Source organism: Legionella stuttgartensis (assembly GCF_977063405.2).
Map to the genome: position 1 here is coordinate 79,322 of NZ_CDRUHA020000060.1, position 16,860 is coordinate 96,181.

Sequence of the window (16,860 nt, forward strand, 5' to 3'; positions counted from 1 at the left end):
TCTGGCTTAATTTATCGCACGTGGACTATAATAATTGCACACCAATTGATATAGAGTTTACCCTAATCAATTCATAAATATAGTGCATTATTTTGTTTATTTTGTTATTATACTGTTCAATTTTTATATCACTTAGCCTTTTATAGGTTATGTTTTAATCTATCAGGATTTTTATGTCTCAAGAAATCAACAGCTTCGCGTCCTTTAATTTTTCAGATGCTTTAAACAAAGCACTAGAGGATATGAAGTTTACTACACCATCACCAATTCAAATTCAAACCATTCCTTTATTGCTGGAAGGTCGTGATGCGATTGCTCTGGCACAAACTGGAACAGGGAAAACTGCAGCTTTTGCTTTGCCTATATTGCAAAATTTATCTACTAATGTCCAAGGTACTCAAGCCTTAATTTTGGCTCCAACCCGCGAATTAGCAATACAAGTTGCTGAGCAGTTTGAACTATTAAGTGCGAAGCAACGTGGTACTACTGTTGCTGTTTTATGTGGCGGACAAGATTACGGGCGCCAATTAAAACAATTGAAAGCAGGGGCTCAGGTAGTGGTTGGAACTCCAGGCCGTATTTTGGATCATATCGATAGACGTACTTTGCAATTAGATAATTTGCGTACGTTTATTCTTGATGAAGCCGACGAGATGTTGCGAATGGGCTTTATTGAAGATATTGAAACCATCATGGCAAAACTGCCTGAAGAAAAACAAATAGGCCTTTTTTCAGCAACCATGCCTCATCGTATACGCCAAATTGCCAATACTTATTTGCAGAATCCGGCTTCCATCGAAATACGTGCTGAAACGGCTACGGTTAAAAGTATTGAACAACGCTTTTTATTTGCTTCAGGACATCAAAAACCTGATGCATTATTGCGTGTGCTGGCTGTAGAAGAATATCAAGGTGTTATCGTATTTGTTCGTACTAAAAGCAGCACTGAAGAAGTTGCCGAACTGTTACAACAACAAGGATTGCGGGCGATGGCCATTCATGGCGACATTACCCAGGCACTACGTGAACGCATTATTGCACAATTTAGACAAGGGGCAATTGATATTCTGGTAGCAACAGATGTGGCTGCCCGCGGTTTGGATGTGGAGCGTGTAACGCATGTAATTAACTATGACTTACCTCATGATAATGAAACTTATGTGCATCGCATTGGTAGAACCGGTAGAGCTGGTCGTTCTGGAGTCGCTATTTTATTCGTAACACCTAAGGAATCACGTTTAATTACGAGTATTGAGCGACATACCCGTCAACGTATTACCAAAGTAGCTGTTCCCAATGATCATATGATTCAAGTTGCGCGGCAGGAACGGTTTATGGCAAACATCACTGCACGTTTAGAGCATGAAAACTTACCTTCATACAAACGCATCATTGAAGAGTATATTAAAGAAAATGACGTTTCCGCTGTTGATGTTGCTGCAACATTGGCTTTATTACTACACAAAGACCTTCCTTGGCAAAAAGAGCAAGCATTACCTAAAGCATCAAGACCTGCTAAAGAGGGACGTGTTGAGCGTGGTGGCAAATTTGAACGCTCTCGAGCCGATGAGCGAAGAGGCGGTTCTAGTGACAAGAAAGGTTTCCGAGACGGTCGTGACAATCGTAAAAAATTTAGTGACGAATTTGTAGAACAAGATTTATTCCGCATTGATGTGGGTAAAGTTCATGGAGTAAAACCAGGGAATATTGTAGGTGCGATTGCCAACGAAGCTGGTTTACAAAGTAAACATATCACTGGTCTGAAAATTCATGACGATCATTCAACAGTACGCTTACCTAAAGGAATGCCTAAAGAAGTCATGAGTGATTTAACCAAGGCATGGGTTTGTGGACGTCAGTTGAAACTAACCTTGATTGGTAGCGCTCAATAAAGTCGTAACCGAGAGCGCTAAAACTAATTCTTACCCGAGGTTCCGCTTGCTGCATCCGGCTATAGGTATGGAATCCTCGAGTGTAGCCTGGGTGAAGGCGACGCCGTAACCCGGGGTTCTGCTCTATACCTGATAACATTCACATATGCTACAGGCTTCCATGTTTTGGCTAATAAGGCTGTTTCAACATTTCGCTCAGCGAGCCTATTTCCCTTAACTAGCTCTTACAAATTACGTATTATATTTGTGGTAAGGAAACAATAGTGAACCAAAAATTTTCGATAGATTGCACTACATCACTAAACTTATCTAAATCAAGAGGCTTAGTAATGTAACAATTGACGTAGGTATCGTACGCTTGAAGAATATCACGTTCTTCCGTAGAAACAGTTAAAATAACGACTGGAATTTTTTTCAATGAATCATCAGATTTGATTTCTTTTAATACCTCGCGTCCATCTTTTTTGGGGAGATTTAAATCAAGTATAATCAGATCTGGACGTTTCGAATTCTCGAATCCATTGCGATGAAAAAGATAATCCATAGCTTGCTCACCGTCTGTTGCAATGGATAGGTTTAATTTGAGCTTGCATTCTTTTAAAGCTTCTTGTGTCAATCGAATATCTGCGAGGCTATCTTCCACTAATAAAATATTTGTTGTCCTAAGATTAGTCATTAGTTTGTCCATTCCTTTCTCCCTGATGCATGTATGTGAAGCAAAACTTAGAGCCTTTGCCTAATTCTGACTCAACCCAAATAGTGCCTCCTTGTTGCTCGACAATTTTCTTACACACAGCTAATCCAATCCCTGTTCCAGGGTATTGATCTCGAGTATGTAACCGTTTAAAGATTTCAAAGATCCGTTCTTGATATTCAGGTGCAATTCCTATGCCATTGTCCGCCACGCAAAAAGTGACAAGCTCACCCTTTTTTTTACCCGTGATTTTAATTACAGGATTTTCTTTGCAAAATTTGATGGAATTGCAAATAAGATTTTGAAATAATTGGCGTAACTGCCCTTGATCTGCCCACACCATTGGTAATTTGTCGTATTGAATAATAACCTTTTTTTCACTAATTGCTTCTTTTAAAGAAGCGGAGATGTCATCTAATAAAAGATTAGGATCCACCTGTTGCGTCGGCTTGGTTTGTGTTCTAACTCTAGAATAAGCCAATAAATCAGTGATTAATTGTTGCATTCGTTTACTTCCGTCAACAATATAATTAATAAAATCAGTTGCATCATCATCCAATTTATCTTTATAGCGTTTTTCTAATAACTTGGTGTAATTTGAAATCACTCGGAGTGGTTCTTGTAAATCATGTGAGGCGATATAAGCAAATTGTTCTAGATCTTTATTTGATCTTTGCAACTCATCCAAAGTTTTTTGTAACTGTTCATTGACTTTTATTTTTTCACTTATGTTCTTATCTAACTCATCTTCAATTATTTTTTTATCTGTAACATCACGTATGATCTTTCCAAAACCGACCAAGTTTTGAAGACTATCGTACATAGGTCTAACGATGATATTGGCCCAAAAAGGTTGGCCATTTTTGCGTACACACAATTCATTTTTTTCACTAAGACCTTTTTCTGCTGCTTCTTTTAATTCTTGTTCCTGGTCTTCTATAAGTTTGTCTTTAGGGAAAAGCAGAGTAAAATGTTTACCAAGTACTTCTTTCTCGGTATATCCCGTTATACGCTCAGCTCCTAAGTTCCAACTAGTGACTTCACCAGCTGGATTAAGAATGAGAAAACCATAATCTTTAGAACTATTCATAAATATGCGAATTCGTTCTTCTATTAGTATTTTTTCATTGATAATTTTATTTAACAAATAGAAACATAAAATAATTAATCCAATAGCACCGATGTTACATAATAGTGCTAAAGATAAGGTCCTTGATTCTACGATGAAAGCGTTTCCACTACGGATATCCAGCAGCTTTTGTTCTTCATTTATGATTTGTACACTGGTTTGGTTCAGTTGATCAGACATCCATTTGAAATTATCTGCGGCAATATATGTTAAACCTGCTTTCATCCCGTTTTTTTGACGTACTTGAATGGATGCATCCAAAAGTTTGAGGTATTCAGCAAATAATCGTGAAAAATCATTTATTCTGTTTTGTTGGATTGGGTTGTCTCGGGTTAGATTAGTAAATATTTTAATATTTAGAACAATCTGACCAATTAACGCTTTATAATCAATAAGATAATTTGCTTTGCCAAAAATAATATAATTACTGTGTATTTTTTCCAGAGTATTTACGCTGGTAATTATTCGTTCAGCAGTTTCTATGGTTTTATGAGTGTGAAAAACCTGATCATTTTCATCAATGAGTCGATAAAGTTGAAAGTATATAATGAAACTAATGATGATAATAAATACAACACTAAAAACAGAAAAAATCCTTATAAAAACTTGAGATGAAGGGACTTTCATCGCATGTCCTTTTTTAATTTACTACTGCTAGTATAGCATGTAAGAAAACGATTATTTTTAACTTCCCGAGGACTTAATTTGTAAATTACTATGAAGAAATAAGTCATAATAATCTGCATCATTAATGTCCTTAAAATGGGTTGGTTTGCCAAAAAAACCTGTCATTTTATGATATATACTTAAGAAGAGTTTCAAAAAACTTAAGAGATCTATCTAAAATCTCAAATGAAATTATGAAAAATAATTTATCCATTTTATTAGTTGAAGATAGTGCAGGCGATGCTCGATTAATAAAGGAATTATTAATCGATGGAGGGCATCTTGAGCCTAATTTTATCTTAACTCAGACCTTAGAAGAAGCGATAAATTTATATAAAGAAAATAATAATAAAATTGATTTGATTCTTCTTGACCTAGGTCTTCCAGATTCTCAAGGTTTAGACACCTTTCAAAAAATGCAAAATGTCGTAGTTGATACACCTATCATTGTCTTAACCGATTTGCTAGATGGAAATGTGGCCATTAATTGCTTAAAAGAAGGTGCTCAGGATTACATTAATAAGGAACATTATGATGGTGTCTCCCTTTTTCGCGCAATTACTTCTGCTATTGAACGTAATCAAACTGAAAGAAGCCTGCTTGAGTATGCTTTAGTCTTAAAATCTTCTAACGATGCAATCTATAGTAAGGATTTAAATGGCATAGTTAACTTATGGAATAAAGGTGCTGAGCGATTATTTGGGTATAAAGCAGAAGAAATAATAGGACAGCACGTCTCCATTTTGCTACCACCTGACATAAAAGAAGATGGTATGAATTTGATTCATATCATAAAAGAAGATAGAGAGATTTTAGATTATGAAATGTATGTTCTCACTAAAGATGGGCGACGTTTAAATGTACTTATTAATGCCGCACCTATCAAAAATAAATTAGGCAAAATTATTGGTATCTCTGTTATTGCTCATGACATCACGTATATAAAACAAAATGAGCTCATTCTGGCTATTGAGTATCGCATTGCAATGGCATTATCTGAATCACCTGATATCAATTCTGCAGGACACAATATTTTAAAAATAATTTGTGAAATTCAGAATTGGCAAATTGGAGAAATATGGGCAGTCGATCAAAAACAGGATGCATTACAGCATCTCAGTATTTGGCATAGCTTTAAGATGAGTTCCCTCTTTGATAAAAACGGAAGAAATATCATTTTCCAATATGGGGAAGATCTCGCTGACTATGTATGGCAAGGAAAACGTCCGATATTCATAAATGACTTAGAGCAGTTTGAAAAGAAATCTAAATTTTCAACGCTCTTTCCAAGAGATTTATGTTGTTGCTTTGGACTTCCCATTTCGTTTAGGGGGGAAGTTCTTGGCATTATATTATTATTTGGATATAGAGGGATCAATATTGATCGAAAGCTTTTCAATATGTTTGATAATGTCAGTGCGCAAATTGGGGGATTTATCAAACGTAAGAATCTAGAAAGAAATTTATTATATCTATCCGAGCATGACATGCTCACTGGTTTATCTAACCGTAAGCATTTTTCAAACTGCTTGAATAATGAGGTGGCTCGATGCAGAACGGAAAAATTATATTTTGCTATTTTATTTATCGATCTCGATTTTTTTAAAAAAATAAACGACAGTTTTGGTCACGAAACAGGTGATATGTTATTAAAAGAGGTTGCCAGAAGACTCAGCAACACTGTTCGTAAAACAGATATAGTCGCCAGGTTTGGTGGTGATGAATTTATTATATTATTGACAAATTTGAGTCGGATTGACATCGACATCATTACAAGCATTGCCGTTAAGATTTTAAATTTAATTTCGAAACCATTTCGCATTGAGAGCTATGAATTTTTTATCACTGCGAGTATTGGCATTAGTATTTATGCGAAAGATAGCAAGAATCCTGCTGTTTTACTAAGAAAAGCAGATCAAGCAATGTATTTTGCTAAAAACTCTGGCAGGAATAATTTTAAATTTTCCTATGGGATGAGATCAGAGCTCACTAGGAAAAAATATATTTTAGAAAATGAATTACATCATGCTATAGAAAAAAATGAGATGATTTTACACTATCAACCCATTATCGATACATCAAGTTCTCATACAATAGGAGTTGAAGCGCTTATTCGTTGGCAACATTCGAGTGGGGTAATGATATCTCCTGCTGATTTTATTCCCCTTGCCATAGAATCGAATTATATTATCGAGCTTGGTAAATGGATTCTCAAAACTGCGTGTTCTGAGTTTGTCAATTTGCACGCAAAATATCTTAAAAGCATCTCCGTTAATATTGCTTCACCTCAACTAGATAAAAGCTTTGTTCAAACTGTAAAAGAAATTATTCATGAAACTAATATTCAGCCAAACCAATTAGTGTTGGAGTTGACTGAACAGGTTTTTATTTCTAACACTGAAGCGAACATCAATATTGTGCGTGAATTAAAAAAGCTGGGGGTCAAAATTGCCATAGATGATTTTGGCACGGGTTATTCTTCATTTGCTTATATAAAATCGTTCAATATTGATATTATCAAAATCGATCAATCTTTTATTAAAGATTTGCCCTCAGATCCTAATTCGATTGCTATAGTCAATGCAATTGTTGCCATGGCAAAGGCAATGCATATTAGAGTTATTGCTGAAGGTGTTGAGATAAAAGAGCATTATCAGTTCCTAACACAGCATGGTTGTCATTACGTTCAGGGTTTTTATATAAGCAAACCCTTACCAATAGAAGAATTATCTAACTTTTTAATTAAAAAAATCAATTTTTGAAGTAAAACATTATCGTTCAATACGTACTACCCGCATTCTTTCAGTTAGGCTTTATATGCTAATAAAGCTGCTGTGGTCGCGGCGGCAGCAATAACGACTAAGCCTGCGGTGACAGGTGTAAAAAAAGTATAAGGATTCTCCGTTCGTTCTATTTTATTTTTGAGATCTGTTTTAATTCGTACAATCTTTTCTTTTACTGAGTCAATCCTGTTATTGGGGTTGGTATTTTCAGTTAAGAGGGGGAGATACTGTTGCTGGAATACTGTATTGGCAGCACTTATTTCTTGAGCCCTCTCATCGCTTTCTGAGTAAAACGATAATGAGCTGCGGGCAATTGCTTCAAAAACAGTGGCACTAAAGCGTAATTTATCGTGTTCATTCCATAATGATGCGTCAGTTATTTTGGTATTCAGTTGGTAACGAGAAGTAGGTACTTTATTTTCGAGGTAATGATGAATTGCTTCTTTTAACTCTCCCTCATCAGAAAATATTTGTTCCATACAATCAAGACATTTAAGGATGAAATTGTGTTCAAAAGTCATTTATGAAGCTTCCCTGGCAAAAAATACTAATATAAATATCTTTTGATTAGGGAGCAATGGAAAACCTTCAAGATAGTCTTCTTGTCCATGAAATAAGCATATTTATGATTTAAATAGTTGTTTTTAGAGCAGTTGAATTTATTTAACTTATTGATAAATATATTAAAATAGTGAAAAGTGGGTTTATGCAAAAAAATTGCTTATAAATGATCTTTCATACTATAATGCGGGTGGCTTTTTGTTTTTAAAATAACCAGATACACTCTTCAAAATTCAGTGCAGTAGCCATTTGTAGTAAGATGTCACTGCTTTATTTAGGATTAGACTTAAGGGTATTCATGAAACTGTTAGCAACTATAGGGGCTTTTTTATTTTCCGGGATTATTTGGGCTACACCTCTTCATAATATAGTTGTATTTGGTGATAGTTTATCTGATAACGGTAATTTATATAAATTTATGAAGTATCAATTACCACCATCTCCACCTTATTTCGAAGGTCGTTTTTCTAACGGACCTGTTTGGATCGAATATGTAATTGCTTCTTACTTTCCTGAAAATCCTGCTGGACATTTATTGGATTATGCTTATGGTGGTGCTGGTGTGTCCGAGGAAGAAGGAGCTGATGATGTCTTGTTTACTTTAAGAAGAGAAGTGAATAACTATTTGGCAGAACATAATGATAAAGCGAGTGAAGACAGTCTTTTCGTGATATGGATAGGCTCAAATAACTACCTCGCCTTTCCATCTGAAACGGAACAAACATTGCACGATGTGCATACAGGAATTGTACGCAGTATTAATCGATTAGTAGAAAAAGGTGCGAAACATATTTTAGTGGTTAATTTGCCTGATTTAGGGCGAACTCCTGCTGCAATTGAATTTGGTTCAATTAACGAAATGACTTATTACGCTCAAGAGCATAATAATTTATTAAGTAAGTCCGTTGATGACTTCAAACAAAAATACCCAGAGGTAGAGTGGTTATATTATGATTTGCATCAAGCTTTTGATGAAGTCATGATGCATCCACAAGATTATGGATTCACCAATATAACTGGCACTTGTGTTAATTCTGTAGTGGACGATATCACTAAAAAATCGGTCTTAAAAATGGTGGCATCCGTCAAACCTAAAATAGCACCAGATGCATGTAACGGTTACTTGTTTTTTGATTTAGTCCATCCAACTGCATTGGCACATCAAATTCTTGGAGATAAAGCCAAAATAATGTTGGATCAAGCGGGTATAGAATTAACTGATTAGATAAAGCGCTAACCTTCAATGTAGTCTGGCTCAGGGTTCTGCTACGTTGCATCAGACTACATATCCGTTTTAATTGAGCCAGGATCATTTTATTAGGATAATATGAAATATATTACAAGGATCGTTTTAATATTTTTTTTCTTATGTTCAGCTGCTTTGGCAGACAAATTAACCGTCAAGGTAGATGGTAAGAGTGTTGATTTACCTTATTGGCCCGCAAAAAACGAAAAATATGGCGCAGTGCTCCTGGTGAATGGAGGTGCACAGCCACAATCCACGCTCTTTTTAGATAACCTTGCAAATGAATTGGCTCAAAACGGATGGCAGGTTGTATTACTTAATAATAAAAGTAGTAATGCCGTTCCCTGGATCAAACAATTTCCAGAAGTGGTCACTACGTTGCGAAATCAAAAAATCATGCGTATTGTGGTCGTACATTATGGGGAACAATTGAAACAAACATTTGATTATCTGGAAAAACCTCCTGTACCTGAAATTGAAGGTTTAATCTTGCTATCGGCTTATGATCTTCCCCCATCTAAAAATAAGAAACCTAAATTAAATATGCCCGTCTTTGATATTGTTGCTCAATTTGATTATGATTTGACGAAGCAAGAAATGGCTGCAAGAAAAAAAGAATTTGGACCGGATAAAAATAATTATTTGGCTTTAGAGATACCGGGTGCCCACCATGACTATGAATACAGTAAGCAACTTCTCTTTTCCTTTATTCATGGCTGGATGGTAAAGCTGCCAAAGTTTCATCCTAAATCACCTCCAGTGATGTACTCTTATTTAGGACCGATCGCTCCTTTTTTGTAAGAGTGCACGCAGTATTCACTGAACGACTGTATTCGACACATTTTGCGCGAAAATAATATTTCGGAAGCCTCAAATACTGATGTTCTAACGGCAGAGCCGACGTTCAGTGACTTGTCTGCGAAAACTGTTACTTTTTTAAGATTGATTAAAGAAAATCAAGGATTTTACTGCGTACCCCACATGTGTAGGTTACCAGCCCTTACTGGTACAAATTAATTCATACGCTTTTACTATTTTTTGCGTTTTTTCATTTGCCATTTTAATCATTTCCTGGGGTAAGCCTTGGGCAATTAATTTGTCTGGATGATTACGGCTTAACAAGCGTCTATAGGCTTTTTTTACTTCTTGTTTGCTGGCATTCGGTGATACTTCCAAAAGGGCATAAGCATAATCCATGTTTGTTTTACTGGGTTGATAATTATATCTACTGTAGGATGAATACGAGTGAGATGATGAAGAGGATTGTTGTGATTGTTGCTTCGTATCATCTGGTGCTTCCGATGAATAACTGGTACCAAAATCCTCATAAAAACGATATTGTTTGTGAAGCGGTGCAAAATCGAGTTTGGAAAAAATCTTATCCAATATTTGGATTTTTTTAGCACCAAGCCCATCTGCTTGAGCAGCGCGATATTGAATATCGATAAACAAGCGTAACAAGTCCCGATTATCCTTACAGGCCTTCTTTAAATGTTCAAGCACTGCATCTAAGTTGAATTGGGCTTTTTTTCCATCATTAAATAAATGTTTTGCCAACGTTTTTTGTTCGCTACTCAAACGCATTTCGTCCATAAACTGACGTGCCATGTCCAGCTCTTGTTCGGAAACACGACCATCCGCTTTAGCTAAATGCCCCATAATGGAAAAGGTTGCTTCAAAAAAGACTTTTTGAATTACTTTACGCTTTTCGGTGTAATACAGCCAATGAGGATTAGAAAAATAATTATATAAACCCCGATCAAAGAAATTACCGACCAAAAGGCCAAAGATTGCCCCTGTAGGCCCGTCGATTAAATAGCCAAAAAATGCGCCAAGAATCTTCCCCCACCATGTTGATACGACAAAGAAGTCTCGAAGAGACATTACAAAGGATTCCTTATATTAGTACGTTAAAATTGATTTTATCGCTTTATACCACACTTTAAGTATATACTGTCGCTTTTTGGGTTTAGTTTTATATGCGATTTTTTTACTCTTTTTTGATGTATTTGCTAAGTCCTTTTCTGCTTATTCGTTTATGGTGGAAAGGGAGGAGCTTACCCTCATACAGGGAGCGTATATCCGAACGTTTCTTTCTCGGTAAGCATGATTATAAACCGTTTGATGTCTGGATTCATGCTGTATCTTTGGGGGAAGTAATTGCTGCTATTCCCTTGATCGATGCCATATTGGAAAAAAACTGGTCCATATTTGTCACTACTATGACTCCAACGGGTTCGGAGCGAGTACAAGCCCGCTTTGGTAATAAGGTGACTCATCAATACGTACCCTATGATCTTCCCTATGTACTCAAACGCTTTTTTAAACAAATTCAGCCTCGTGTTGGTGTGATTATGGAGACCGAATTATGGCCGAATTTAATTTATCAAGCTCGAGCAGCAAAAGTTCCGTTATTACTTGCGAATGCACGGATATCTGATGATTCCTTGAATGGATATAAAAAGATTAAATTTATAATTAAACCTATTTTGAATCAATTCTCTGCGATTTTGGCCCAAGGGGAAGAGGATGCACGCCGTTATATGACTCTAGGAGCCAGAAAAGAGATAGTCCATGTCTTAGGAAATATGAAATTTGATCTGCAAACCAATAAGATTGATAGTAAACGCTTTAGCGATTTAAAAAGTCATTGGGGAGCAGAGCGAGTGGCGGTGATTGCTGCAAGTACTCATGAGAATGAAGAGGCACAGATTTTGTCGCATTTAAAGCGATTACAGCAAGCCATGCCGGGAGTTGTTTTATTAATTGCACCTCGTCACCCTGAACGGTTTCAAGCCGTTTATCAATTATGCATGCAATCAGGGTTTAAAACGGGATTACGCTCTGATCTAAAAACCTTAAGCCCTGAAAATGAAATTGTTGTATTAGATAGTTTGGGGGAACTTTTAGGTTTGTATCAAATTAGTGACTATGCTTTTGTAGGCGGAAGTTTGGTTCCTGTAGGTGGGCATAATGTCTTAGAGCCTATTGCGATGGGTGTACCGGTATTAAGTGGAAGTCACATCCATAACTTTAAAGCCATTTGCAATGATTTACACGCGGCTCAGGGTATTTTGTTAGTGGATCAGGCCAATGATGTGATTGATGGAATTATTAAACTGCATACGGAGTCCGAGTTTCGTCAACACATGATTCAAAATGCCACTGCCGTTTTTGAAAAAAACAAAGGCTCAGTAGGGCGACATTTGCAGCAAATTGAAGCAGCTTATTTAGGTTGAATGAGGGTTTCCTGATTGTGGCCTTATATTAATGTAATGCCACCTGATTGGAGCTCCCTCACAGCGTCTTCCAATTCACCTTAAGTTTTCCTTGACAGCCACTGAGCCCTTCGTGCTGCGACTTGTTCGCAGCATCCAGGAATAAGCGAGCTTAGTGCCTCAATCCCTGGATCCCGCGGACAAGCCGCGGGACGTCGGTATTGTTATAGTCACGTAAAACTTAAGGGGAATTGGAAGCTCTGCGTTTCGGGATGACCTAACGATTTCCAGGATGACGTAACTATTTCTGATGAATGAATTCTGGTATTAATTAAGAAAAACGCGAACCCAAAGTGATTCATTATGAAGAGACCTCTTCTTTGCAGAAGAGGTGATCTATTTAATTAGGAGCCTTGATTTTGTTTTTCTTTAATCTCGGATAAGGTCTTACAATCAATACATAAAGTTGCTGTAGGTCTTGCTTCTAAACGTTTGAGGCCGATTTCAATACCACATGCTTCGCAGTAACCAAAATCTTCATTTCTCAAGCGCTCTAAGGCATCCTCAATCTTCTTAATCAATTTACGCTCACGATCACGAGTACGTAATTCGATGCTGAATTCTTCTTCCTGGCTGGCTCTATCTGAAGGATCTGGAAAATTAGCCGCTTCATCTTTCATGTGTGTCACTGTGCGGTCGACTTCTTCCATCAACGATTGACGCCAAGCTAGCAATATTTTTTCAATATGTGCTAACTGCTTTTCATTCATATATTCTTCACCAGGGGCTTCCTTATAGGGGGTGATTCCCATGCTACCTATCGCGTCGTTTTTCACGTTGTGTCGTCTCTCATTGGTTTTATCAATTAATTGCTCGGTCATTTTAGCCTCCGTTCCCATGTACAACTTTGGGGTTACAGAAAGCGGTTAGGTATACCAAAAAACGATTGTATCATCAATAAAATTATCGCCAACCCCCACTTACTCTGTCATTTCCCTGAATGTCTTGCCAACATTGTACGTTCTTATATTGTAATTCATTAAGTATAGTCTGTACTTTTAACTTTTGATCATACCCATGTTCAAGCAAAATTAGACCATCCGGTAAAAGGTAGTCATAACCTTGTTTAATAATACATTGTAGATCAGCTAAGCCTTCTTGACTACTCACTAAAGCATTTCTTGGTTCAAAACGCAAATCGCCTTGGTGTATATGGGGATCGTGTTCTGAAATATAAGGCGGATTTGCTACCAGTGCATGATATTTGCGTTGCGGAATATTACTAAACCAGTTGGATAAATAAAAACTTACATTGGTTATCTTATGGCTTTGTGCATTTTCTTTTGCAATATTTAAAGCTTCTGGACTGATATCCGCAGCAATGATGTGCCAATGAGGTCTCTCTTTAGCAAGGGCCAAGGCGATGGCTCCGCTGCCAGTACCCAAGTCTAGAACATAGGTATCGGGGCGATTGGGAATCAGCTCCAAGGCTAATTCCACTAGTCGTTCAGTTTCATGTCGGGGAATTAAGGTATGCTCATTAACTTTTAAATTTAGGGACCAGAATTCGCGTTCACCTATGAGATAGGCAATGGGAATTCCTTGGGATCTTTGAGCCATTAAATTTTGGAAGAGTTCCCATTGCTCTGCAGTAAGTAATTCTTCAGAATGTGCAAAGAGATAGGTCCTGGGTCTTTTCAAAGTGTGGCAAAGTAAAATCTCTGTTTCCAGATCCGGAGTTTTTCCCAGGGCCGTACGGATACTAATCATTTCGTCCCAGCTCTGCGAGTAATTCTGCATGGTACTCGCGTTTTAATGGTTCGATAACTAATGCTAAGTTTCCTTCCATAACGTCATTTAATTGATAGATCGTTAAGTTAATCCGATGATCTGTTAGTCGTCCTTGAGGGTAGTTATAAGTACGAATTCGTTCTGAACGATCACCTGTTCCTACCAGCGATTTCCGAGTTTGCGCTTGTTCTTTCTTTTGTTTGCTTTGTTCTGCATCCAGCAAACGTGTTTTAAGTAAAGACATTGCTTTGGCTCGGTTTTTATGTTGGGAGCGTTCATCCTGGCATTCCACTACTACACCTGTTGGGATATGCGTGATCCGTATGGCAGAGTCGGTTTTATTGACGTGCTGACCCCCAGCACCCGAAGAACGATAGGTGTCAATTCGCAAATCATCAGGATTAATTTGAATGTCATCAATTTCATCCACTTCAGGCATAATGGCTACAGTACACGCAGAGGTATGTACGCGACCTTGAGATTCGGTTTCAGGAACACGTTGTACACGATGAGCCCCAGATTCAAATTTAAGTTGCGAGTACACTGCATTACCACTAATACGCACGATAATTTCTTTATATCCCCCATGTTCTCCATGGCTGGCACTGATTAACTCTTGTTGCCAACCTTTGCCTTCTGCATATCGACTGTACATCCGATAAAGATCACCAGCAAAAATTGCGGCTTCATCACCGCCGGTTCCTGCTCGGACTTCGAGATAAATATTACGTTCATCATCTGGATCTTTGGGTATCAGGTGCCATTGCAATTGTTCGTCAAGCTCGTCTATTTGTTGTTGAGCTGCTCCTAACTCTTCCGAAGCCATTGAGGCCAGCTCCTCATCATCGCCTTCGAGCAATTCGTTCAATGAGGACAAATTATTTTTTGCTTCAACATAGGTTGCATAACATGTCGCTACCGGTTCTAGCTGGGCGTATTCTTTGGAAAGAGCTTTAAACTGATTCTGATCTGCTATAACGGATGCTTCAGATAATAAGCGACCTACTTCTTCGTATCGCTCGAGCATCTGTTGCAGTTTGAATTCAAGAGATTTCTTCATAGGATGACTGATGTGTTGTTGTATTAAAAAGATATTGTGCCAAAGTAAATAAATCTTCCCGACCGTCTTTAGCGATTTGCCTTAAACCTGCAGTAGGGCTGTGTGTGAGTTTATTAACCAAGCGTTCACTAAATTCATTTAAAACGACCTGCTGACATTGTCCTGCAGAAAGTTTTTTCAAAGCACGCTCTAACTCTTTTTGTGCCAAGTCTTGCATTTGACTGCGGTAATCACAAATGACTTTTTTGGCTTTAAGTGAGCGATGTTTGCGGATGTATTTCTTCAATTCTTCATCGATTAATTGTTCTGCATGTAACGCGGCATGGCGTCTTTCTTCCATACCTTTATCGATCATAAATTGCAAATCATCGATGTTATAAAGTTGTATTGGTCCTAATTCCTTGATGTTTTCTTCTACGTCGCGGGGAACAGATAAATCCAAAAAAAACATGGGTGCATGATTTCTTTGATTTAATGCCTCTTCGACCAAACTTTTATTAAGAAAGTGAATTGGACAATTTGTAGCAGAAACAATGACGTCAGCTTGAGGTAAATATTCAGCGATATCCGTGATAGGAATCGTTTTACCATTAAATGAGTTGGCTAGTTTTTCCGCATTTTCTAGTGTTCTACTTGCAACCATAAAACGTTCAACACCGTGTTGACGCAGGTATTTTGCAACTAAAGAAGCGGTTTCGCCTGAACCAATTAAAAAAACATTCAGCGATTTATAGTCTGTAAAAAGCTGGCCTATTAATTGTACTGCAGCATAGGCAATTGAAACGGGATTTGTACCGACACCACTTTGTGTTCGTACTCGCTTTGAAGCGCTAAAAACATATTCAAAAATTGGGCGTAGTTCCGTTTTTATGGCACCGAGATTGCACGCATGCTGGTAGGCTTGTTTCATTTGCCCAAGAATCTGGGGTTCACCAATCATCATAGAGTCTAAACCACTAGCAACACGTAAAAGATGCTTGATTCCTTGATGGCCTTTATGCACATAAAAAAATGGGGATAAGGAATCCAATGGTAATTGATGTTCTTTGGTAAGCCAATGTGCAATGACTTGCGGGTCTTGGGTATCGCAGTATATTTCTGTACGATTACAGGTCGATAAAATAGCGGCTTCATTCACTTCCGGCAATTTTAACAAGCTATCGAGCAAGGAATCTTGGGTAGCAGGAGATAAGGCGACTTTTTCACGCACGTTTATTGGAGCAGTTTTATGATTTAGCCCGCAAGCAACAAACACCATAGAATATAAATTATTGGAATATGAATTATTGAGTTAATCGTGGAATTGTAAACGATTAGTCAGTAAATTTGTAGGCCTGCTGTCTTATTTCTTTATTTTGATTTCTAGCGGCAACGATTCTATAACTTCAATGATGTGCAGTAGAACCGAGCTTAAGGCTTTACCGCAGACAATTAAAAAAACTAATTGTAAAATTAAAGTACATTCATATTTTGCCGCTAACAAGAATAGAGGGTTTTATACAAAAATCCCAAGTTACGGGGAGAGCATCATGGATATTATCCTGCAAGGCGAACATAGTGGCGAAGAAGCAGCAAAAAGTTTGGCACGTGTACTAGAATTATTTAAAGAACGATATCATATCGCTGGATTTCGTGAGATTCATTTAACGGTTACCTTAATTGATGAACAAGGTGATGATGTTGAATTAGTTGATAGTGAGTCGAATCAGGCGTATCGTATTTTTGAAGTTTATCGGCAAGGTTATGAACTCGATGGTAGAAAAGGAACTCCCGTATTGGAATTAATCGTTGATAACACGCGCCCTCGGTGAAGGAGTAGT

General features: G+C 37.4%; 14 protein-coding genes. 6 read left to right on the forward strand and 8 right to left on the reverse strand.

All coding sequences use genetic code 11. The features are described 5' to 3' along the window. Positions 1-173: 173 nt before the first annotated feature. On the forward strand, positions 174-1,892 hold the full coding sequence (locus tag ACWTEW_RS19695) for a DEAD/DEAH box helicase (protein WP_454780210.1): 1,719 nt from the start codon (positions 174-176) through the stop codon (positions 1,890-1,892). A gap of 238 nt (positions 1,893-2,130) precedes the next feature. Here the strand turns inward: ACWTEW_RS19695 and ACWTEW_RS19700 are convergent, their stop codons facing one another. Both ACWTEW_RS19700 and ACWTEW_RS19705 read right to left on the reverse strand, forming a co-directional pair. Next, positions 2,131-2,580, reverse strand: a complete 450-nt coding sequence (locus ACWTEW_RS19700; RefSeq protein WP_454780211.1) for a response regulator — start codon at positions 2,578-2,580, stop codon at positions 2,131-2,133. After that, complete coding sequence (locus tag ACWTEW_RS19705) at positions 2,561-4,342, reverse strand: ATP-binding protein (RefSeq protein WP_454780212.1); 1,782 nt, start codon at positions 4,340-4,342, stop codon at positions 2,561-2,563. The genes ACWTEW_RS19700 and ACWTEW_RS19705 overlap by 20 nt, the downstream gene beginning before the upstream one ends. 233 nt (positions 4,343-4,575) lie before the next feature. On the opposite strand from ACWTEW_RS19705, the gene ACWTEW_RS19710 reads away from it, so the two are divergent. Beyond that, the gene (locus tag ACWTEW_RS19710) at positions 4,576-7,143 is read left to right on the forward strand and encodes an EAL domain-containing protein (RefSeq protein WP_454780213.1); all 2,568 of its coding nucleotides are present in this window, start codon (positions 4,576-4,578) and stop codon (positions 7,141-7,143) included. Between the two features lie 44 nt (positions 7,144-7,187). Here the strand turns inward: ACWTEW_RS19710 and ACWTEW_RS19715 are convergent, their stop codons facing one another. Further along, positions 7,188-7,685 carry a hypothetical protein gene (locus tag ACWTEW_RS19715; RefSeq protein WP_454780214.1) on the reverse strand — a complete coding sequence of 166 codons (498 nt, stop codon included), beginning with the start codon at positions 7,683-7,685 and terminating at the stop codon, positions 7,188-7,190. A 338-nt stretch (positions 7,686-8,023) separates the two neighbouring features. Between ACWTEW_RS19715 and plaA the strand changes: the two genes are divergently transcribed. Both plaA and ACWTEW_RS19725 read left to right on the forward strand, forming a co-directional pair. After that, positions 8,024-8,950, forward strand: a complete 927-nt coding sequence (gene plaA, locus ACWTEW_RS19720) for a GDSL family lysophospholipase PlaA (protein WP_454780215.1) — start codon at positions 8,024-8,026, stop codon at positions 8,948-8,950. Positions 8,951-9,052: 102 nt separating this feature from the next. Further along, positions 9,053-9,772 (forward strand): alpha/beta hydrolase, encoded by a 720-nt coding sequence (locus ACWTEW_RS19725; RefSeq protein WP_454780216.1) that lies wholly within the window; start codon positions 9,053-9,055, stop codon positions 9,770-9,772. Between the two features lie 189 nt (positions 9,773-9,961). Here the strand turns inward: ACWTEW_RS19725 and djlA are convergent, their stop codons facing one another. After that, positions 9,962-10,855 carry a co-chaperone DjlA gene (gene djlA, locus ACWTEW_RS19730; protein ID WP_454780217.1) on the reverse strand — a complete coding sequence of 298 codons (894 nt, stop codon included), beginning with the start codon at positions 10,853-10,855 and terminating at the stop codon, positions 9,962-9,964. Positions 10,856-10,950: 95 nt separating this feature from the next. On the opposite strand from djlA, the gene waaA reads away from it, so the two are divergent. Continuing rightward, positions 10,951-12,210, forward strand: a complete 1,260-nt coding sequence (gene waaA / locus ACWTEW_RS19735; protein WP_454780218.1) for a lipid IV(A) 3-deoxy-D-manno-octulosonic acid transferase — start codon at positions 10,951-10,953, stop codon at positions 12,208-12,210. A gap of 383 nt (positions 12,211-12,593) precedes the next feature. Here the strand turns inward: waaA and dksA are convergent, their stop codons facing one another. From dksA to hemA, 4 genes are all read right to left on the reverse strand, one after another. Further along, positions 12,594-13,070, reverse strand: a complete 477-nt coding sequence (gene dksA, locus ACWTEW_RS19740; RefSeq protein ID WP_031562609.1) for an RNA polymerase-binding protein DksA — start codon at positions 13,068-13,070, stop codon at positions 12,594-12,596. Positions 13,071-13,152: 82 nt separating this feature from the next. Continuing rightward, on the reverse strand, positions 13,153-13,959 hold the full coding sequence (gene prmC, locus ACWTEW_RS19745; RefSeq protein WP_454780219.1) for a peptide chain release factor N(5)-glutamine methyltransferase: 807 nt from the start codon (positions 13,957-13,959) through the stop codon (positions 13,153-13,155). Next, complete coding sequence (gene prfA, locus ACWTEW_RS19750) at positions 13,952-15,040, reverse strand: peptide chain release factor 1 (RefSeq protein ID WP_454780220.1); 1,089 nt, start codon at positions 15,038-15,040, stop codon at positions 13,952-13,954. Before prfA ends, prmC begins: the two co-directional genes overlap by 8 nt. Then, complete coding sequence (hemA, locus tag ACWTEW_RS19755) at positions 15,024-16,298, reverse strand: glutamyl-tRNA reductase (RefSeq protein WP_454780221.1); 1,275 nt, start codon at positions 16,296-16,298, stop codon at positions 15,024-15,026. Before hemA ends, prfA begins: the two co-directional genes overlap by 17 nt. 271 nt (positions 16,299-16,569) lie before the next feature. Between hemA and ACWTEW_RS19760 the strand changes: the two genes are divergently transcribed. Continuing rightward, the gene (locus ACWTEW_RS19760) at positions 16,570-16,851 is read left to right on the forward strand and encodes a hypothetical protein (RefSeq protein ID WP_454780222.1); all 282 of its coding nucleotides are present in this window, start codon (positions 16,570-16,572) and stop codon (positions 16,849-16,851) included. Positions 16,852-16,860: the final 9 nt, after the last annotated feature.